At 63.7% G+C, this 20,552-nt stretch carries 18 protein-coding genes and 1 pseudogene; 9 read left to right on the plus strand and 10 right to left on the minus strand.

What is annotated here, in order from left to right:
• Nucleotides 1–242 precede the first annotated feature (242 nt).
• A complete protein-coding gene (locus tag AC0QUY_RS32180; protein ID WP_475390161.1) occupies nt 243–1,661 on the minus strand; it encodes a M20 family metallopeptidase in 1,419 nt (472 codons plus the stop codon).
• Between the two features lie 138 nt (nt 1,662–1,799).
• The gene (locus AC0QUY_RS32185; protein WP_475390162.1) at nt 1,800–3,047 is read right to left on the minus strand and encodes a multidrug effflux MFS transporter; all 1,248 of its coding nucleotides are present in this window, start codon (nt 3,045–3,047) and stop codon (nt 1,800–1,802) included.
• A 238-nt stretch (nt 3,048–3,285) separates the two neighbouring features.
• Here AC0QUY_RS32185 and hemC point away from each other — a divergent pair, with 238 nt between their 5' ends.
• A complete protein-coding gene (hemC, locus tag AC0QUY_RS32190) occupies nt 3,286–4,272 on the plus strand; it encodes a hydroxymethylbilane synthase (RefSeq protein ID WP_475390186.1) in 987 nt (328 codons plus the stop codon).
• Between the two features lie 44 nt (nt 4,273–4,316).
• Here the strand turns inward: hemC and AC0QUY_RS32195 are convergent, their stop codons facing one another.
• The 6 genes from AC0QUY_RS32195 to AC0QUY_RS32220 form a co-directional block, all read right to left on the minus strand.
• Nucleotides 4,317–4,796, minus strand: a complete 480-nt coding sequence (locus tag AC0QUY_RS32195; protein ID WP_475390163.1) for a cyclic nucleotide-binding domain-containing protein — start codon at nt 4,794–4,796, stop codon at nt 4,317–4,319.
• A gap of 87 nt (nt 4,797–4,883) precedes the next feature.
• The gene (locus AC0QUY_RS32200; protein WP_202639276.1) at nt 4,884–5,180 is read right to left on the minus strand and encodes a hypothetical protein; all 297 of its coding nucleotides are present in this window, start codon (nt 5,178–5,180) and stop codon (nt 4,884–4,886) included.
• A gap of 230 nt (nt 5,181–5,410) precedes the next feature.
• Nucleotides 5,411–5,635: a hypothetical protein gene (locus AC0QUY_RS32205; protein ID WP_475390164.1), complete on the minus strand. Its 225-nt coding sequence runs from the start codon at nt 5,633–5,635 to the stop codon at nt 5,411–5,413.
• Between the two features lie 409 nt (nt 5,636–6,044).
• Nucleotides 6,045–6,845, minus strand: coding sequence for an SDR family NAD(P)-dependent oxidoreductase (locus AC0QUY_RS32210; RefSeq protein WP_475390165.1), 801 nt, complete (start codon nt 6,843–6,845; stop codon nt 6,045–6,047).
• A gap of 1 nt (nt 6,846) precedes the next feature.
• Nucleotides 6,847–7,401, minus strand: coding sequence for a carboxymuconolactone decarboxylase family protein (locus AC0QUY_RS32215; protein WP_475390166.1), 555 nt, complete (start codon nt 7,399–7,401; stop codon nt 6,847–6,849).
• Between the two features lie 40 nt (nt 7,402–7,441).
• Complete coding sequence (locus AC0QUY_RS32220; protein ID WP_475390167.1) at nt 7,442–8,383, minus strand: hypothetical protein; 942 nt, start codon at nt 8,381–8,383, stop codon at nt 7,442–7,444.
• 175 nt (nt 8,384–8,558) lie between these two features.
• Between AC0QUY_RS32220 and AC0QUY_RS32225 the strand changes: the two are divergent.
• From AC0QUY_RS32225 to AC0QUY_RS32250, 6 genes and pseudogenes are all read left to right on the plus strand, one after another.
• Nucleotides 8,559–12,053, plus strand: a pseudogene (locus tag AC0QUY_RS32225) (indolepyruvate ferredoxin oxidoreductase family protein); the annotation flags it as partial.
• A gap of 143 nt (nt 12,054–12,196) precedes the next feature.
• Nucleotides 12,197–12,595, plus strand: a complete 399-nt coding sequence (locus AC0QUY_RS32230) for a hypothetical protein (protein WP_475390168.1) — start codon at nt 12,197–12,199, stop codon at nt 12,593–12,595.
• A 117-nt stretch (nt 12,596–12,712) separates the two neighbouring features.
• Nucleotides 12,713–14,293, plus strand: a complete 1,581-nt coding sequence (locus tag AC0QUY_RS32235; RefSeq protein WP_475390169.1) for an alkaline phosphatase D family protein — start codon at nt 12,713–12,715, stop codon at nt 14,291–14,293.
• 189 nt (nt 14,294–14,482) lie between these two features.
• Nucleotides 14,483–14,923 (plus strand): GlcG/HbpS family heme-binding protein, encoded by a 441-nt coding sequence (locus tag AC0QUY_RS32240; RefSeq protein ID WP_475390170.1) that lies wholly within the window; start codon nt 14,483–14,485, stop codon nt 14,921–14,923.
• 21 nt (nt 14,924–14,944) lie between these two features.
• Nucleotides 14,945–15,961, plus strand: coding sequence for a Gfo/Idh/MocA family protein (locus AC0QUY_RS32245; protein ID WP_475390171.1), 1,017 nt, complete (start codon nt 14,945–14,947; stop codon nt 15,959–15,961).
• Between the two features lie 50 nt (nt 15,962–16,011).
• Entirely contained in the window at nt 16,012–16,974 is a 963-nt protein-coding gene (locus AC0QUY_RS32250; RefSeq protein ID WP_475390172.1) for a tripartite tricarboxylate transporter substrate-binding protein, read from the plus strand.
• Nucleotides 16,975–17,017: 43 nt separating this feature from the next.
• On the opposite strand, the gene AC0QUY_RS32255 is transcribed toward AC0QUY_RS32250, so the two are convergent.
• On the minus strand, nt 17,018–17,146 hold the full coding sequence (locus AC0QUY_RS32255; protein ID WP_256380326.1) for a hypothetical protein: 129 nt from the start codon (nt 17,144–17,146) through the stop codon (nt 17,018–17,020).
• Nucleotides 17,147–17,409: 263 nt separating this feature from the next.
• Between AC0QUY_RS32255 and AC0QUY_RS32260 the strand changes: the two genes are divergently transcribed.
• Nucleotides 17,410–18,582, plus strand: a complete 1,173-nt coding sequence (locus AC0QUY_RS32260) for a thiolase family protein (protein ID WP_161852587.1) — start codon at nt 17,410–17,412, stop codon at nt 18,580–18,582.
• 85 nt (nt 18,583–18,667) lie between these two features.
• Here AC0QUY_RS32260 and AC0QUY_RS32265 read toward each other — a convergent pair whose 3' ends face one another.
• Entirely contained in the window at nt 18,668–18,901 is a 234-nt protein-coding gene (locus AC0QUY_RS32265) for a hypothetical protein (RefSeq protein ID WP_475390173.1), read from the minus strand.
• A 363-nt stretch (nt 18,902–19,264) separates the two neighbouring features.
• Here AC0QUY_RS32265 and AC0QUY_RS32270 point away from each other — a divergent pair, with 363 nt between their 5' ends.
• Entirely contained in the window at nt 19,265–20,545 is a 1,281-nt protein-coding gene (locus tag AC0QUY_RS32270; protein ID WP_475390174.1) for an amidohydrolase family protein, read from the plus strand.
• Nucleotides 20,546–20,552 lie beyond the last annotated feature (7 nt).

Below are 20,552 nucleotides of genomic sequence, written 5' to 3' on the forward strand. Positions count from 1 at the left end.
TGAGGCGCGCCGGAGGCGGCGCCGCCAAATTGTTCGCCGGTAAAAGGCTCATCAAATGCTTCGGAGGTCAACGCCCGGCTGTCAACAATTGGCAGCATGGAAGCGGCAAATGATTTCTGCTTGGGCAGAAACACGCTGCGTCGCACATCGCTTTGGCAATCCGGCAGCCAGGGCGCGTCAAAACCGCGCGAAATCGCGCCCTGCACTGCAAAAAATTTGTTCGCTAGACCGGCCGGAGCCGGTCAGGTCAGCGACATGTCCAGCGGCGGCGCGACGCCGTCAGGCAGCGGATTGACATAGGGGGTGCGGGCGGTCCGCTTCTTCAGGTCGGCCTGGGCGGCGGCAATCAGCTCCGGTTCCGTCAGCGCCCGGACGCCGAGGCCCGCCATGGCCTTGGCGGCCTGCACCATGGCCTTGTGGGCGTGTGGGCTCTTGCCCTGTGCTACCACCTGCCAGGTGTGGAACGGGGTGCCGATCGCGACCGTCGGGGCGTGCACCTGAACGGTCGGCACGACCCAGCTCACGTCCCCGACGTCGGTCGAACCGATCAAAGGATTGCGCCTGGCGTCCAGCGGCACGATGAAATCGGCCAGCGGCCGGTCGGTCGGATCCATGCCGATCGCATAATAGACGCTGGCGATGTCCTTCTCGGTCAGCGTCGATCGGATCTGCTGCGCAAAGCCCTTGTCGGCGTCGTCGAAATGCGGCGGGCCGAGTTCTTCCATGATGTTGTGCAGCGCCGCTTCGAGCGGCGTGTTCGGCAACAGGTTGGAGACGGCGGAAATGATCTTCATCTCCATCTTGGTTTCGGTCATCAGCGCCGCGCCCTGCGCGATCTTGTGGACGCGCTCCACCAGCTCGGTCATGCCAGGCAAGTCGCGGGCGCGGATCGAATAGCGCACGCGGGCATGGGCCTGCACCACATTGGGGGCGATGCCGCCGGTATCGAGCAGGGCGTAATGCACACGGGCGTCGCTCGGCATGTGCTCGCGCATGTAGTTGACGCCGACATTCATCAACTCGACGGCATCGAGCGCGCTGCGGCCGAGATCCGGCGAGGCCGCGGCATGCGAGGTACGGCCGGTGAAGATGAAATCGGCGCGGGTGTTGGCGAGCGAAGGCGTCACCACGACTTCCCAGAAGCTGGAAGGATGCCAGGTGATCGCGATATCGGCGTCGTCGAAGGCGCCTGACCGCACCATGAAGGTCTTGGCGGCGCCGCCTTCCTCCGCGGGGCAGCCGTAATAGCGGACGCGCCCGGGCACCTTGTGCTCGGCGAGCCAATCCTTCACGGCGGTGGCGGCCAGCAGCGCCGCCGAACCGAGCAGATTGTGGCCGCAACCGTGGCCGTGGCCTCCGGCCTCGATCGGCCGCGGCTCGGCCACGCCCGCCTCCTGGCTGAGGCCGGGCAGGGCATCATATTCGCCAAGGAAGGCGATCACGGGTCCGCCTTCGCCCCATTCGCCCATCAGGGCGGTGGGAATGCCGGCGACGTTCTCGGTGATGCGGAAACCCTGGTGGCGCAGTTCGGCGAGATGCTCGGCGGAAGAGCGCGCTTCGGTGTAGCAGACTTCTGGCATCGCCCAGACCCGGTCGCTCAGGGCGACAAAGCGCGGCTTGATGGTGTCGACGCCACGCCAGATAGTGCTGCGGTTATCCATCTTCCGATTTCCCGATGCTGAAGGCGATGTGAGCAGAGGAATTGTTATCAGCTTCGCCACATGACGCCAGCGCCCGGCGGACATTCAGCCATGCGGCCGGGGCAGGGCGCAAGTTGCGTCGCTACGCCGGCCCAGCGATCACAGCTTCATGCCATGCGGTTGAAACAGCCGGCCTTTCTCCACCACCAGCACCACGGCGAGCGCGGCCAGCGTGCAGAGCAGGAAGCCGGTCGCGAACGGCACCAGCGTGCCGTCGTAATCCTGGCCGATGGTGGCGCCAATGCCGATGGCGAGGAGCGTGGTGATCGAGCCGTACAGCGATGCGGCGGTGCCGGCGATATGGCCCTGCGGCTCCATGGCGAGCGCGGTGAAATTGGCGATCATCAACCCGAACGCAAACATCATCGAAATCGAAAGCACCATGAACAGCGGCAACGGCAGCATCTGCAGTTTTGCCGCCACCAGCATGGTTGCGGCGATGACGACGAAGCCGATCAGCGCGGCATGCGAGATCACGCGCATGCCGAGGCGGCCGACGAGGCGGGAATTGACGAAGCCGGCGATAGCCGTTCCAACTGCGACGCCGGCAAACGCCAGCGGAAAATAATGCCCGAGCTGGTAGATCCCGGTGAACACCTGCTGCGAGATGAAAACGAAAGCGAACAGCGAGCCCAATACGCCGCCGGCGACCAGCGCATAACCCAGCGTCTGGCGGTTGGTCACGGTCTGGCGGAAGGCGTCGAACACTTCGCCAATGGCAAGCGAGCGGCGCCGTTCGGCCGGCAGCGTCTCCGGCAGGCGCAGCGCGCTCCAGATCAGCGCCACCACGCCATAGAGCATCAGCACGATGAAGATGCCGCGCCAGTGCGACACCAGCAGCACGGCCTGGCCGAATGCCGGGGCGACGACAGGCACGGCAATGAAGATCATCATCGTCAGCGACATCACGCTCGCCATGCGGCGCCCGGCATAGCAGTCGCGCACGATCGAGGTCGCGATCACGCGCGTGGCCGAGGTGCTGAGGCCCTGCAAGGCACGCGCCAGCAACAACGTCTCGAACGAGGGCGCGGCGATCGCGAGCAGGCTGGCAGCGCAATAGACGGTCATGCCGCCGAGCAGGACCGGCCGCCGGCCGAACCGGTCGGACAAGGGGCCCATCACGAACTGGCCAACGCCGAAGCCGACCAGAAAGATCGACAGCACCATCTGCGGCCGGTTGACTGAAGTGATGTGGAAGGCGGACGCGATGTTCGGCAGCGCCGGCAGCATCATGTCCATCGCAAGCGGATTCAGCGCCATGATCGAGGCGATCACGATGACGAATTCGGGAAAGCCCATCGGGCGGTGGCCTGAAGCGGCCAAGGCATCGGCACTGGTATCGGACAACGAAAAATCCTTTTGCAGGCGGCACCCTATGGATTTTGGTGCATTGCACAAATAACGTTTTCGGCATGGCAGACCATCGGCCAGCGGGGCTTGAAGCGGGCCACGCCGGTCTGGCGGGAAGACACGTTGGGCCGGCCGGCCAAAGCCGTTGTTCTGATGGGCGGCTTGCTCTATCCCCTACGCACGAAACATCAGCGCTGGACCGCTTTCGAACGGAGATCTTGTGTCGGAACAGACCTTGAAGATCGGCACGCGCAAGAGCGCGATGGCGCTGGCGCAGACGGAAGGGATCGCGCGGCTCTTGCGCGCGGCCGATCCCGCGCTCGATGTCGAGATCGTCAAGTTCGAAACCCGCGGCGACCAGGACCAGACCAGCAAGCTGCTCCGCCATGGCGGCAAGGGTGGCGCCTTCGTCGCGGAGATTCGCGAGGCGATGCGCGCCGGGCAATTGCAGGCGGCGATGCATTCGTTGAAGGACGTTCCTGGGAACGAGGAAACGCCGGGCCTGATCATCGCCGCGACCCTGCCGCGCGACGCCGCGAACGATGCGCTGGTGCTGCGTCCCGGCCTCTCGCTCGACGACTTCCGCGCTTTGCATGGCAAGGGCTTCAAGATCGGCACCAATGCGGTGCGCCGCGCCGCCTATCTGCGCCGGCTATTTCCGGAAGCCACCGTGATCCATTTCCGCGGCGCGGCCGATACGCGCGTGGCAAAACTCGATCGCGGCGACAAGCAGCGGCTGCCCGACGGCGGCGAGGTGGGACCTGCGGACGCGCTTGTTATGGCACGGTCGGGGCTTGAGCGGATCGGAATGACCTCGCGGATTGCTTATGATTTTTCAGTCCGCGAGATGCTGCCGGCGGTGGGGCAGGGCATCGTCGCGGTGGAATGCGTCGAGAAGGACTGGCTGACGCGCGAACGCCTTTCGAAGATCGAGGACGCCTCGTCGCGGCTCTGTGCAGAAGCCGAGCGCGAGGTGTTGTGGGTCTTGAACGGCCACTGCAATTCGCCGATCGCCGGCCATGCCACGCTTGATGGCCGCGAGATGACGCTGACGGCCGCCGTGCTGGATGAAGCCGGCGACCGTTTCATCGAAGTGTCCGGACAGGGAGCGGCGGACCGGCCGCGCGAACTCGGCAGGACGGTTGGTCTCGAACTGCTCGACAAGGGCGCGGCTGAGATCATCGCGCGGACGAGGCCGGAGGAAGATTCGCTGCTTTCGTAAGGTAGCCGGAATGACGTGGATGGGCCAGTGGCTTGCCCCCGTCGCTATGAGCCATCGGCACGGGCGCTCAGCTCGGCTATGCGACGGTCGGCGCGGCGGAGCCGCCGGCAAAGTTCGCGGTTGATATTCTGCATCACGATCACGTAGCCGTGGATGTCGGCCTTGTAGTACGCGTAAAGGTTTCCGGCCGTCAGCTCGTACAGCACGGTCTCGCTCTGCGCGACGACGGTGGCCGAGCGGTTCTGCATTTCGATCAGCGTCATTTCGCCGAAGAAATCGCCGGGTTCGAGAATCGACATCCGGATGGAACGTCCGGACTCACCGAGCTTGCTCACCACGAGCTCGCCCGAGAGAACAATGAACATCGAGCGTCCCGGTTCTCCTTCCGCGACGATCGCGGCGCCGGCGTCGAAGCGGCGCTCGACCAGCATCGAGATCAGGCGATCGAGGCTGGCGTCGGAGAGGCCACCGAAGAAAGGCGTGGCGAGCAAAAATGCTTTCAGATCGGGTGAGCTGACAGCCATCGGTCGAATATACGCCTGCTCCGGGCAGCGGCAAGTTCGGAACGGCTTTGCGGTGGTGTAGCGAACCTGTCTCTCTTCAGGGTTGAGTCAGCGCGCGACGTCGCGCCACTCGGGGCAGGCGCGCTGGTAGCCGCGGACGCGCTCGCGGTTGGTCGGCGCGGCCGGCGTTCCCTCGATGACGACGATCTTGCCCTTGCCGCCCATCTTCTCGAACAGATAGCGCGCCTCGCGGTAGCCGATTTCGAAATCGTCGGCGGCGACGTCCATGCGCTCGCGCAGGCGCGGGAAGTATTCGAGGATCCGCGCCTCGCGTTTCGAAAGCAGATTCCAGGTGGCGTGAATAAAGGCGGCGAGGACAACGAAGGAGAGTGAGAGCAACGACATGAGACCTCCGTGCCATCTGGCGCGAACAAGATCTCGACATCTCCTCCTCTGGGCTTTTGTCCCTCGGGTGCAGCCGCGTGCTACCGCGGCTTTCCGCAACGCTCGGACCGGCGATGGCGGTTTCGCCATCCGGAACCCTAGTTGCCACTCAGTCGATGGAACTCCGATATGTCAGGGAATCAGGTGCGGTCAATGCGAAATTTATGCTGCAGGTGCGCAATGCCGCGCGGTCAGGCGGCCAGATCCTGCAGCAACAGCGACGATCCGCGAATCAGCACCTTGCGTCCCTTCGCCGTGATGGCGGGCGCGTCGCCGTTCATGACGGCGAGTTCGAGCACGATCAGGCCGTCGATCGTGTAGCGGCTCATGCGCGGCAATCTTGATGCCGGAGTGCGCAATGCCCTCAGTGTTTCCCACTGGGACGGCGTCAGGTCGTAGTCGAATTCTTCGTTCATGGTGCCTCGGCTTCCACAATTCTTGTGGCGTCTCATAGCGAGCGCACATGAAATTCGTGCGACCGCAACGAGTCGGTATTTCGACAAGCGACGATGCGCTGTCACATCATCGTGTCATTGGAATTGGTCGATGTTGTCGAATCACGCGGGGGCCAAAAACAAAATTACGCCGGCACAGGTCGCGTGAGCAGGGGGCAAAAAGGCCGCCCAATCGCCGCAACCCTTAAGAGAAGGTTACTAACGAAAGGTAAACAGCCGGGCCGGTTCGAATACCGTGATTCAGCTCACAGCGCGAAACGGCGCTGCTGCTGTAGGGTGGGCAAAGCGAAGCGTGCCCACCATTGTGAGCGAGGTGTTCGATGGTGGGCACGGCGCGGTGCGCCTTTGCCCACCCTACGATTCCACGATTCTATCCCCGCCGCACGCTCGACCCGCCATCGACCGGCAGTGTCACGCCGGTGATGAAGCTCGCTTCGTCCGAGGCGAGGAACAGGGCGGCGTTGGCGACGTCCCAGCCGGTGCCCATCTTGTGACGCAGCGGCACCTTGGCATCGCGCTCGGCCTCGACCTCGGCGCGGCTCTTCCCCCATTCGCGCGCGCGGGTATCGACTGCCATCGGCGTGTTCATCAGGCCGGGCAGGATGACGTTGGCGCGAATGCCATATTGCGCGTTCTGGTAGGCGAGCTGTTCGGTGAAGGCGATCATCGCCGACTTGGTCGCCTTGTAGGCCACATAAGGATAGGTGGTGATCGCGGCCATCGAGGAGATGTTGATGATCGCGCCGCTCTTTTGCTGGCGCATGATCGGGATCACGTGCTTGGCGGCGAGCACGCAGCTCTTCAGGTTGATCGCCACGCAGCGGTCGAAGGCTTCCTCCGAGATCTCGAGCAGTTCCGCGTCGCCGCCGGACAGGCTGACGCCGACATTATTATGCAGGATGTCGATGCGGCCCCAGCGCGTTTGCGCATCCGCCACCATCGCCTTCAACTCGGCGTTCCCTGTGACGTCGGCTTTGAACGCCGCCGCGGTGCCGCCATTCGCGGCAATCAGGTCGACGGTTTCCTGCGCCGATTCCAGATTGTAATCGACGCAGAGCACCTTCGCGCCTTCGCGCGCAAAGGTCAGCGCGGTGGCGCGGCCGTTGCCGATGCCTTCGCCGGGACTCTGGCCGGCGCCGACGACGATGGCGACACGATCTTTCAGGCGCATCTCATTCCACTCCCGGGATCGGGTACTGTTGCAGTACCTCTTTGTAATAGGGTTCGTTGTCGATCTTCATCGTCGCCAGCACGCGGACCACAGCGCAATAGAAGGCGATGGTGAGCACGAGGTCGACCATCTCCTCGTCGGAAAGTTTTTGCTTGATCTCGCCGAAGGTTGCCTCCGACATCGCAAGCTCCCGCACCATCTCGCGGGCACCGCGGAGAATCGTCTTTGCGAGCGGTTCCAGCATTGATGGCTTGCCCTCGGTCTCGGCCATCAGTCCTTCGATATCCTCGTCGGTGACGCCGAATTCCCTGCCGATCTTCACGTGGTGGGTGAACTCGTATTCAGATTTCTCCATCCAGCCGACCTGCAGGATCGCAAGCTCGCGCAAGCGCGGATCGAGCTTGCTCTTGAAGCGGATGTAGTTGCCGACGCCGTTGAAGGCGCGGGCCATGTCCGGCGAGTTCACCAACAGCTTGTGCAAATTGGTGTTGCGCTTGAGCATATCGCGGTACTCAGGAGCGACCTGGTCGGCTTCGAGATAGGGCAGGCGGGCCATTTTGTTATTGTCCTTGTTGGCGATGGCGGATTGATCTCACCTAGCCGTAGAGCGCTTTGTGCTCCCGCTCGTAGTTGGCGTAGGAGTCCTTGATGCTGGCCATGTTGAGCAACATGGTTGCAACCGGCTTGTCATCCGAAGCGAATACCGTGGTGCGCATCCACACGCTTTCGGTGCGGCGGCTGCCGCTCAGCGCCACCACTTCGCGTTCGGTCGAATAATTTTCCCCGACGAATAGCGGACCGCGCAGCAGGCGGATTTCCTGATCGGCGAACAGCCCGACGGCGGGCCCGCGCACCGGCAGCCGGTCCTCGCGGGCGCGGTATTGAAACAGCACGCTCAGCATTTCGAACGGAATGATCGCGCGCCCCCAGGGATTGAGCTCCTGGGAATAATAGGCCGAAGGTTCAGTGATGGCCTTGAGCTTGTCGGCAAGCGAAAACGGATAGAGATCGCCCATGTGCTGGTCGAAATCCATTTTCACCGTCTGCCGTCCCGTCTTCATGCCGACCTTGAGGTCGGCGAGGATGACGGGATCGGCGAGCGGCTTCAGTTCGCTGAGCCGCCGGCTCAACGCCGTTTCCGTCACGTCGCCGACGGAAGCGGTGCCGCGCAAAATCTCGGTGCCGTCGCGCTTGGTCATGCCGATCGCGCAAGTCCTCTCGCCCGGCTTCGGCTTCTCGATATTGGCCTGAACTTCCTCACCCTCGAAGGCGGGGTTGCGGTAATGCGCGGACAGGCATCCGCTCTCGAACCAGGCCTGGCCCCAGATGCGTTCGCATAGTGGCGCGAACTGGCTGAAATGGGTCGGGCCCTCGATGGTGCCGCCCTGAAAGCCGAGTCTTTGCGCGGTAGCGTCGTCGTGGATCGAGGCGTGCGAGTCGTAGACCTGCGCGTGGAGCATCTGTTTGGGGCTGCGCCACGGCCCCACCAGCAGATTGCCGCTCTCCGATAACTCGGTCCTGAATGCCGGTTCTGTCATCCCTGGTGTCTCCCTTTACGCCCAAACGTTTCAAAGAAGGCGGGGGCCCGCAAGAGGCGGGCTGATCCACAAGGCGGGCCGAGATATGTCCTGCGGCCATGAATTCACGCTGGGCACGCATAGCAAAACCGGTGCATTCTGTTCGCAATTAGATCGGTTCAAATAACCGGCGGAACGTGCGACGGGGAGCGAACGAATGGCGTTGATGGAAGTTGGGCTGGATGACAAGTACCGGCTGGATGCGAAGCGAATCTTCCTGTCCGGTACGCAGGCGCTGGTCCGCCTTCCCATGTTGCAGCGCGAACGCGACCGCGCGCAGGGGCTCAACACCGCCGGTTTCATATCAGGCTACCGCGGCTCGCCGCTCGGCATGTACGACCACGCGCTGTGGCGCGCGAAAACCTTTCTCAAGCAGCATGACATCGAGTTCTCGCCCGGCCTCAACGAGGATCTGGCGGCGACGGCGGTATGGGGCAGCCAACAGGTCGGCATGTTCCCCGGCGCCAAGGTCGATGGCGTATTCGGTATCTGGTATGGCAAGGGCCCCGGTGTCGACCGCTCGGTGGACGCGCTCAAGCACGCCAACTCTGCCGGCACGTCGAAGAATGGCGGCGTGATTGCGCTGGCCGGCGACGACCATGGCTGCCAGTCCTCGACGCTGGCGCATCAGAGCGAGCAGGTATTTGCCGCGGCGCTGATGCCGGTGGTCAACCCGGCGACGCTGCAGGACTATCTCGATCTCGGCATTCTGGGCTTTGCGCTGTCGCGCTATTCCGGTTGCTGGGTCGGCTTCAAGGCGATCTCGGAGACGGTCGAAAGCTCGGCGTCGATCGTCAGCGATCCCGATCGCATCAGGATCATCACGCCTGACGATTTCGAGATGCCGCCGGGCGGGCTTTCGATCCGCTGGCCGGATGCGCCGATGGAGCAGGAGCGTCGGCTGCACGGCCCGAAGATGCAGGCAGTCGCGGCATTCGCGCGCGTCAATCGCTTCGACCGCATCGTGCTGGACTCAAAGCCGGCGCGGCTCGGCATCATGGCGACCGGCAAGGCCTATCTAGATCTGCGGCAGGCGCTGGCCGATCTCGGCATTACCGACGCCGAGGCCCAGGCGCTAGGCTTGCGCATCTACAAGGTCGCGCTGACCTGGCCGCTGGAGGAATCCGGCGCGCGCGCGTTTGCCGAAGGGTTGCAGGACGTGCTGGTGGTCGAGGAGAAGCGCGGCTTCATCGAGGACCAGCTTCTTCGCATTCTCTACAACGTCGAGGCCTCGAAGCGGCCTTCTGTGGTTGGCAAGCGCGACGAGACCGGCGCGCTGTTGCTGCCGAGCGAAGGCGAGTTGACGCCGACCATGGTGGCGGCGGCTGTGGTCGCGCGCTTGCGAAAACTCGGCCATCGCAGCCCGGCGCTGGAGCAGCGCCTCGCAAAGCTCGAAGCCTTCGACCGGCCGGCGGAGGGCGTCGGCGCAGCAAAGCTGCAGCGCACGCCGTACTTCTGCTCGGGCTGCCCGCACAACACCTCGACCAAGATACCCGAAGGCAGCCGCGCGATGGCCGGCATCGGCTGTCACGGCATGGCGCTGTCGGTGCCGAACCGCCGGACGCAGACGATCTCGCATATGGGCGCGGAAGGCGTCACATGGATCGGGCAGGCGCCGTTCACCGATGAGCCGCACGTGTTCCAGAATCTCGGCGATGGCACCTACACCCATTCCGGCCTGCTGGCGATCCGCGCGGCGGCGGCTTCCGGCGTCAACATCACGTACAAGATCCTTTATAACGACGCGGTGGCGATGACCGGCGGCCAGCCGGCCGAGGGTGGCCTGACCGTGTCGCAGATCGCGCACCAGGTTGCGGCGGAGGGGGCAAAACGCCTCGTCATTGTCTCCGACGATCCCGAGAAATACCCCAGCAGTTACTTCCCATCAGGCGCAACTGTTCATCACCGCCGCGAACTCGACGCGGTGCAAAAGGAACTGCGCGAGGTCAAGGGCCTCACGGTGCTGATCTACGACCAGACCTGCGCGGCGGAAAAGCGCCGCCGCCGCAAGCGCGGCCTCTATCCGGATCCGCCGAAGCGCATCTTCATCAATGAGCGGGTCTGCGAAGGCTGCGGCGACTGCTCTTCTGTTTCTAACTGCGTCTCGGTGCAGCCGCTGGAGACCGAATTCGGCCGCAAGCGGCGGATCGACCAGTCGAACTGCAACAAGGATTTTTCCTGCATCGAGGGCTTTTGCCCGAGTTTTGTCACCGTGCACGGCGGCAGGCTGCGCAAGGCCGACCGCACCGCGGCCGATCCGTCGGCGCTGTTCGCCGACCTGCCGACGCCCGATATCCTGGCGCTCGCGGGTCCCTACAATATCCTGGTCACCGGCATCGGCGGCACCGGCGTCATCACCATCGGCGCGCTGCTTGGCATGGCCGCGCATGTTGAGGGGATGGCGTGTTCGACACTCGACTTCACCGGCCTGTCGCAGAAGAACGGCGCGGTCATGAGCCACGTCCGCATCGCGCCGACGGCGGACGATCTCTCGACGGTTCGCATCGCACCCGGTAACGCGAATCTTATTCTCGGCTGCGACATCGTGGTCGCGACCAGCATCCCTTCGCTGAGCCGGGCCGAGCGCGGTCTCACGCGCGCGATCGTCAATGCCGACCTGCTACCGACTGCGAGCTTCGTCATCAACCCCGACATCGATTTCGAGGCGGGCGCGATGCGGGAGGCGCTCAACGAGGCGGTCAGCGCCTCCGATCTCGACATCCTCGACGCGACCGGCCTTGCCACCGCGCTGATGGGCGACAGCATCGCCACCAACGCCTTCATGCTCGGTTTTGCGTTCCAGCGCGGCGCGATCCCGCTGTCGCTGGAGGCGATCATGAAGGCGATCGACCTCAACGGCGCGGCGATCGAGATGAACAAGCTGGCGTTCTCCTGGGGCCGGCTTGCCGCGCACGACCTGCAGCGCGTCGTCACCGCGGCGCGCTTCAAGAGTTCGGGCGCAGCGCCGGTCCGGCGGACACTCGAGGAGAGCATCGCCTTCCGCGCCGAATTCCTGACCAATTACCAGAACGAGGTCTATTCGAAGCGCTATCTCGCCGAGATCGAACGCGTCCGCGCCGCCGAAGCCAAGGCCGCGCCCGGTTCGCATGAACTGACGGAAGCTTTCGCAAAAGGCCTGTTCAAGCTGATGGCCTACAAGGACGAATATGAAGTCGCCCGGCTTTATTCCGACGGCGAGTTCGCAAAAGCGTTGAAGGAACAGTTCGACGGCGAAGAGGGTGTCAAAGTCAGCCTCGCGCCGCCGCTGCTGGCGTCACGCGACAAGGTCACGGGCCATTTGCGCAAGCGCGAGTTCGGCGCCTGGATTTTCCGCGCGTTCGATATCCTGACACGATTCAAGTTTCTGCGCGGCACCGCGTTCGATCCGTTTGGCTACACGGCCGAGCGGCGGATGGAGCGGGCGCTGCCGGGCGAGTACTCCGCGATGATCCTTCGCCATCTCGACCGCGCGAAGCCGCAGGACTGGCCGCGTCTGGTGGCGCTGGCGAAGTCCGCGGAACTTGTTCGCGGCTACGGCCATATTAAAGAAGCTAATGTTGCAAAGTATCGTGCGGAGTGCGCGCGGCTGGAGGCCACGATCGGCCAGCCGATGGCGCAGGCCGCCGAGTAGGGGCAGTTGATTCGGCACGTGAACTTCTTCGCGGCCGGGATCACTCAACCGTAACTTGAGGGCGGGAACAGCTGGAATTGTCCGGCCGACTCACTACATGATGATGGTTCCTCACTTTGTTGGTTGGTTTCACGAGGCCTGCGATGGTCCTGAAGAATGCTATTGCCGCGGCACTTTGCGCGGGGCTCCTGGTGTCGGGTAGCGCCGCGCTCGGCGATGAGTATCGCGCGGGCGAACTGCTCGGACTCGATCTTTCCAGCGCCGTGCTCTCGCCGAAGCGGCTCGGGCCGGAGACGCAATTCGCTCCAGTCCGGATCGAAGCCCGAACCGATCGCAAGCCGGTGAAGACGGAGCGCGTGGTTGTCCGTAAAACTCCGGAGCGCAAGCCGCATGTTGCGCAGGAACGCGTGGAGAAGCCGCGGGGTGCGGCCCGCGCCCAGTTGGCGCGCCGCCACAGCAATCCGCTGGACGCGCAGGCGCGCGACACGCGGATTCAGACCTGGCCGTGCAGATCCGGCGGCATCTGCGACTGGCAGAATTAGTTCGTAGCTTCGCTCCACCCATCCTACGATTCTACGTCATCCACCTGTCGTAAAAGCTTCAGCCGCGAGTCAAATTCAACGGGCACACCTTCGTCGTGATTCGACGAGGGTGCTTCGATGCCGATTGCGATACGCGCCGGGCAAAGCTTGAACCGGCGTCAATGGCTGGTCCGCTCCGCCGCAACATGTGCCGTCGCCGGTCTCGGCAGCCTCGCCAGACCCTATCTCAGCCGCGCCGCCGATCGGCCGCTCATCACCAGCGGTATTCAATCCGGCGACGTTTCGGCCGAATCCGCTGTCGTTTGGGCGCGCGCCGACCGCGCCGCGCGGATGCAGGTCGAGTGTTCGACCGCCGAAGACTTCAAGACCATCATTGGCGCGGCTTCGGCCGATGCATTGCCGGCAAGCGATTTTACATCGAAGGTTCTGCTCGGCGGCCTGCCATCGGGGCAGGACATCTTCTATCGCGTGCGGTTTGAAGATATCGATGGGCAGGGGCTCGCCGGCGAGGCGCAGATTGGACATTTTCGCACCGCGCCCACGGCAAAGAGCAACGTGTCGTTCGCCTGGTCCGGCGATACGACGGGGCAGGGCTGGGGCATCGATGAAAGCCGTGGCGGGATGCGGACTTACCGGACGATGCTCGACAACCGTCCGGACTTCTTCATCCATTCCGGCGACCACATCTACGCGGACTGCCCGGTGGAGCGGGAATTGAAACTGCCCGACGGCGGGGTGTGGCGGAACATCGTCACCGAGGAAAAGTCCGTCGTCGCGCACAGCCTCGCGCAGTTCCGCGGCAACTACAAATACAACTGGCTCGACCAGAACTTTCGCGCCTTCCATGCCGCCGTGCCCCTGTTCGCGCAGTGGGACGACCACGAGGTCACCAACGACTGGGCGCCGGTCGGCACCGCCGATGAGACCGGCTATGCCGAGGACGGCTCCTCGCTTCTGGTGGCGCGGGCCCGCCGCGCATTCCATGAATTCATGCCGATGCGCGCGAGACCTGCGCACGAGGACGGCCGTATCTATCGCAAGATCGCCTACGGCCCGCTGCTCGACGTCTTCATGGTCGACATGCGCAGCTACCGCGATTCCACCTTCAACAAGCGCGACGACCACGGCGACACCTGTATCTTTGGCGCGACGCAACTGGCTTGGCTGAAGCGCGAACTGGTAGCGTCTGACGCGACCTGGAAGGTGATCGCCGCCGACATGCCGATCGGCCTCTTCAGCGAGGATGGCATTGCCCTCGGCGACGGTCCGCCGGAGCGGCGCGAGCACGAGATTGCCGATTTGCTGTCGTTCATGAAGCGCGCCGGCATCCGCAACGTTGTGTGGCTGACCGCCGACATGCATTACACGGCGGCGCATCATTACGATCCGAACCGAGCGACTTTTCAGGATTTCGAACCGTTCTGGGAATTCGTCTCCGGCCCGCTGCATGCGGGCACCTGGGCGCCGGCCCCGCTCGACAATACGTTCGGGCCAAAAGCGATGTTCCAGAAGGGCTGCAGCGGCGAGAATCTCGCGCCGTGCTTCGGGATGCAGTTCTTCGGCCGCGTCGATATCGACGGCCAGACTGAGATCATGACCGTGACACTGAAGGATGTCGACAATCGCGACCTCTGGTCGGTCGATATCGAGCCCCGTCCGGATGCGCGGCCGGGGCAGATCATGGCGCAGCACATCTGACGCCTTCGATCTGGAGACGGTCGGCACACAATCCCCGGCAACTTCCATGTTCGCGCCGCATAGTTCGGCCAGGCTTTGTCGCCTGCCAACACGTGCGGCAAAAAAACAACTGAAAATTGCGTATCGTTTCTTGAAGGAGGCGCTGCGGTGACGCACAATTCGCCCGTCCCTCCCGACCGGAGCGCCCCCATGTTTGTCGCCGAGAGCAAGCGCCTGACGCATCAGGGCGCAAAGATGATCATGGCGACAGCGCTGGAATTGGCCGGCCAGGCCAAAATCGCGATCTCGTGCGCCATCGTCGATGCCGGCGGGCATGTAATCCTGATCGAACGCATGGACGGCGGCCGTTTCCACACCGTGCACTCCTGCACCACCAAGGCGGTCTGCGCCGCGTCGAACCGCCGCCCGACCACGGCCAAGGGCGCGGCCGGTCAGGACCTCGACGTCGCCCACGCGATCGGACTTGCGCTCGCGGCCGGACCGGAACGGTGGACGGCGATGGAAGGCGGCGTGCCGGTGCTGGTCGACCGCGAATGCATCGGCGGCGTCGGCGTCAGCGGCGGCGACTGGGAGACCGATTTGCGGATCGCCAAGCTGGCCGTCGAGTCGATCGGCGCGAAATGGGAATGATATCGTAGAGAGGGCAAAGCGATGACTGCCGATCCGCTCCGCGTAGCCTGTATCGGGATGGGATGGTGGTCCGATGTTCTGGCGGATGCCATCCAGCGCTCGGGCAAGCTCGAGATCCGCACCTGCTACACAAGGTCCGAAGAAAAGCGCAACAGCTTCGCGGCAAAGTACCGCTGCCGGCCGGCCGAGAGTTACGAGGCGCTGCTGGCCGATGCCGAGATCGAGGCGATCATCAACACGACGCCGAACGATGTCCACCTTGCGACGACCTGCGCGGCCGCGGCCGCCGGCAAGCACGTCTTTCTCGACAAGCCGATCGCCAACAGCATCGCGGACGGCCGCGCCATCACCGAGGCCTGTCGCAAGGCGGGCGTGGTGCTGGCGCTCGGCTATCAGCGGCGGCGCGAGAGCCATTTCCGCCACGTCAGGCGAGAGATCGACGCCGGCCGGTTCGGCAGACTCGTCAACGCCGAGGCGAATATCAGCCGCGACCGCCTCGGCAAGGTCGATCTCTCCTCCTGGCGCTACCAGGCCGCAGGCATGCCGGGCGGCGTGATGCTGCAGATCGGGATCCACTACATCGACGTGCTCGCCTACCTGATCGGGCCGGTCCATGCGGTGCGTGCGCAATCGGCGCAACTGGTGCTACCCGGCGACAATCCTGACGTCGCGAGCCTGATCCTGCAGCATGAGAACGGCGCGTTGTCGACGCTGAATGCCAGCTACGCCTCGGCCTCCGAATACTACCTGATGAACGTCTACGGCAAGGACATGACGGCGTTTTACGATCTGCACAATGGGCTGCGGCTGCTCAAGCGCGGTGAAAGCCGACCTGTCACGGTGCCATGCGCAGTCAACGATACCCTCGTCGAGGAACTCGAGGAGTTTGCCGCGGCGGCGCGCGGGCAGCGTCAGCACGAAGTCGGCGGCGAGGAGGCGACGCGATCGCTCGCGGTGGTACGCGCCGGCATTGTTTCGGCGCGCGAGGGGCGTTCGGTCAAGGTCGTGGAAATATTGAACGGTGACGGAAGCTTGTGACCGTGCATCAGCACGGATGGGAGCGCGTTATGAAACCTGGCTCTTGTGTCTTGAAAATTTTCGCAGTCGCATTGGTCGTAATTGGGATCGTCGCGCCGGTCCGCGCGCAGGACTATCCCTCCAGGGCGATCACGGTGGTCGTGCCGTTTCCGCCCGGCGGCGCCAGCGACGTCGTTGCGCGCATCGTTACCAACCAGATGTCGAAGATCCTCGGGCAATCCATCGTCATCGAGAACGTCAGCGGCGCCGGCGGCACCGTCGGCAGCGCGCGCGTCGCTGCTGCTGCGCCTGACGGCTATACCCTGCTTGCCGCGGCGATGGGCTCGCATGTCGCGGCTCCCGTGCTGACGCCGAACCTCAAATACGATCCCGTTGCCGACTTCATGCCGATCGGCTTCACGGCCCATTCTCCGGCAGTCGTCATCGCGCGGAGGGATTTCCCGGCAAACGACCTGAAGGAATTCGTCGCAACGCTGCGACAACGCGGCGACGCTGTAAGGCAGGCCCATGGCGGCATCGGCGCGTCCTCGCATATGGCGTGTCTGTTGTTCACGGCGGAAATCGGTGCGAAGCCGGCGCTCGTTGCCTATCGCGGTTCAGGCCCGGCCTTGAATGATCTGGTCGGCGGCCACGTCGATTTCATGTGCGAGCAATCCGTCAGCGTGGCGGAGTCGGTTCTGGCCGGCTCGGTCAAGGCCTTCGCCGTCTCGGCCGCGAAGCGGCTGGAAACGCTGCCGAATGTTCCGACCGCCGGCGAAGCGGGCATAGGCTATCAGATGAGCGTCTGGGCCGGACTGTTTGCGCCGAAGGGCGTTCCGCCTGAAATCATCGCCCGGCTTTCGGATGCGCTCGACAAAGCGCTTGATGAGGCCACAGTGCGCGAGCGGATTGCTCAGCTCGGTGGCTCGATCCCGCCAAAGGACGAACGCAACCCGGCGGCGTTCGACCGGTTTGTTCGATCCGAGATCGCACGCTGGTCACCCATTCTCGCTGCGGCCGGATCGGGGAAGTGAGGCATCGGACGCAAGCGCCCGCGCTGTACCACAGGAAATCGGCTCAGGGCGTAACGATCAGATAGCCTCCGACAACGAACAGCACCGAGAGCGCAATAACCACCCCGAGCACGGCAGTGATGATCGCTGGCAGTTCATGGGTCTCCAGCCATTGTCGCAACGCCCTTACCATCGCACCCCTGCCTTGGTTCTGATTGTCTCGCGCACGCTCGCGGGCATTCTCCATAGCGGTCAATTTCGCTCAGTGAAATAGCCGCTGCCTGCGCCTTTCGTCGACTCCCATCGCGGCCTTGCCGAAGTACGTGCGTTGTGTAAATCCCGGTTTCGAGCTGGCCTGCCGGGTTCATTCTTTTCCGCTGGCCGGAATTCGGGTTTTCGCTACACACGGGCGCGGCTCCAGTCCATACTGGATCGCATCAAAGGGAGGTCTTTCAAATGCGTGAAGCTGTCATCGTTTCCTATGCACGTACGGGGCTGGCAAAGTCCGGCCGCGGCGGGTTCAACATCACGCCGCCGATGTCGCTGGCGGCCCACGCCATCAAGCACGCCGTGGATCGCGCCGGCGTCGACAAGGAATATGTCGAGGACTGCTATCTCGGCAATTGCGCGCATGGCGCGCCGAATATCGGCCGGCAGGCCGCGCTGCTCGCCGGCTTGCCGAAGTCGACCGCCGGGGTCTCCGTCAACCGCTTCTGCTCGTCGGGCCTGCAAACCATCGCGATGGCCGCCAATTCGATCCGCTCCGATGGCGCCGACTGCATCGTGGCCGGCGGAGTCGAGAGCATCTCGATTCCGGGCGGCGGCTCGCCCAAGGAATCGATCGATCCGGAGCTGCTCAAGGTCGCCCCTGATATCTTCATGGCGATGATCGATACCGCCGATATCGTGGCCGAGCGCTACAAGCTCAGCCGCGAATACCAAGACGAGTATTCGCTGGAATCACAGCGCCGCATGGCGGCTGCCCAACAGGCCAACAAGTTCAAGGACGAAATCGTCCCGATGAAGACCAAGATGAAGGTGGTCGACAAGGCGACGAAGGCGGAATCGATCGTCGACTATGTCGTCGACCGCGACGAGTGCAACCGGCCCGAAACGACGCTGGAAGGCCTGGCCAAGCTCGAGCCCGTCAAGGGCCCCGGCAAATACGTTACCGCCGGCAACGCCAGCCAGCTCTCGGACGGCGCCGCCGCCGTCGTGCTGATGGAAGCCAAGGATGCCGAGAAGCGCGGCCTCAATCCGCTCGGCCGCTTCGTCGCCTGGGCCTCCGCGGGCTGCGAGCCGGACGAGATGGGCATCGGCCCGATCTACGCCGTGCCGAAGCTTCTGAACCGTCATGGCCTGAAGATCGACGACATCGATCTCTGGGAGCTCAACGAAGCCTTCGCCAGCCAGTGCCTCTATTCCCGCGACAAGCTCGGCATCGATCCGGCGAAGTACAACGTCAACGGCGGCTCGATCGCGATCGGCCATCCCTTCGGCATGACCGGTGCGCGTCTCACCGGCCACATCCTGCAGGAAGGCCGGCGGCGCAAGGCCAAGTGGGGCGTCGTCACCATGTGCATCGGCGGCGGCCAGGGCGGCGCGGGCCTGTTCGAGATCTATAGCTGAACCTCCGCAGCCAGCGTGCAATAAAGAAAATGGCTCCGCGAGGAGCCATTTTCCGTTTCAGGTTCTTCGGTTTCGGGTGTCGGCCTTAGTAGCGATGCTTCTTGATGATCACGACCTTGTCGCGATGGCCATGGCGCCATCCGCGATGGTAGCCGCGGTCACGATGCCCTCGGAATTCGGCGCGTGCGCCATAGCCATGGTGATGATGACCATGATAGCCGCCACGCTTCTTGATAATGACGGTCTCAGCGCTCGCAATCGACGGCGCTGCGATAATGAGCGCGCCGAGCGCGGCGATAACGTATCCAAGCTTCCTCATTCCAATCCTCCTCAATTGAGCGAGGATAAAACATCGGATTGCGAGCAACGTTCCCGAGGAATTTCAAGAGAATTCTGAACGCCTGTTCAGATACGTCGGCGCGGCTTGCGCCGTTGAACTTTGGATGAGGCGAGCTCGTAGGATGGGTGGAGCGAAGCGATACCAATCACGCTTCCGCGCCGGGATTCGATGGGTATCGCTTCGCTCGACCCAGCCTACGCGGGCAAAACGCGGTGGTCTGCCCACTCAGGAATTATCGGCGCCACTGCGGACTGCGCGTGGGACGATGCACGCCCTGCTTGCGAAATGCAGGAGCCCGGCGCATCATCATCAGATAAAAATCATATTAGGGGGAGCGCTGCGATGACCGGGTTTTCACGCCGTGATTTTCTGGGCCTGACCGGGACGGCCGCCATTGTCGCCATGTCTGGCCGCGCCCATGCCGCGATGGGTCCGAGCGACAAGTTCGATCTTGTTATCAAGGGTGGCGACGTGCTGGATCCCAGCCAGTCGCTGAGGGGCAAGCGCGACATCGGCATCCGCTGGGGCGTGATCGAGGCGGTGGAGAGCGAGATTCCATCCGCCCGCGCCGCCAAGACCATCGACGCCTCGGGCAAACTGGTGACGCCCGGCCTGATCGACTTACATTCCCACGTCTACCCCTACGGTTCGGCGATCGGCATTCCCGCAGACGAACTGGTGCAGGCGCAGGCCACCACCACGGTGGTGTCGGCGGGCGACGCCGGCGTCAACAACCTCGCGGCGCTGCGCCGTTACATCGTGGCGCAGTCGCGGGCGCGGATTTATGCCTTCGTCCACATTGCCAATAACGGCCTGTCGGGCTTCCCGGTCGCCGAGCTCTACAACATCGACTACGCGCAAGTGGACGCTTGCGCGATGGCGCTGGCGGAAAATCCGGATTTCCTGCTCGGCGTGAAGGTGAGGATGTCGGAGAACGTGATCGCCAAGCACGGCCTTGAGCCGCTGAAGCGCAGCATCAAGGCCTGCGAAATGTGCGGCTGGCCGGCCAAGATGATGGTGCATATCGGCGGCGTCGAGACCAGGGAGCTGATGTCCGAGATTCTCGACCTGCTGCGGCCCGGCGACGTGCTGACGCATGCCTATTCCGGCGCGCCGAATATTGGCGGCGTCTTCACCAACATCGTGCAGGACGGCAAGCTGTTGCCGGCGGCGCTCGCCGCCAAGCAGCGCGGCGTAATGTTCGATGTCGGCCATGGCGGCGGCAGTTTTGATTTTACCGTAGCGGAAGTCGCGCTTCCCGGAGGCTGCACGCCCGATACGATCTCCTCCGACATCCACGTCTTCTCCGGCAACAGCCCCGGCATGCCTTATCTGCCGAACGTCATGAGCAAGTTCATCACGCTCGGCCTTTCATTGGAGCAGGTGGTGGCGGCGGCGACCGTGACGCCCGCGAAAATCATCAACCGCGCGCCCAAGATCGGCACGCTGCAGATCGGCGCGCCCGGTGACGTCGCGATCATGGATCTGATGGAGGGGCAGACCTCGTTCGTCGATACACGCAACAACAAGCGCGAAGGCAAGCTGTTGCTCAAATCGGTGCAGACCGTAATCAACGGGGTGCCGTTCGGCCGTCCCTATCAGGCGCCGTTCGCGGTGCGGTAGCTCCGCC

The organism is Bradyrhizobium sp. WYCCWR15520, assembly GCF_056174665.1.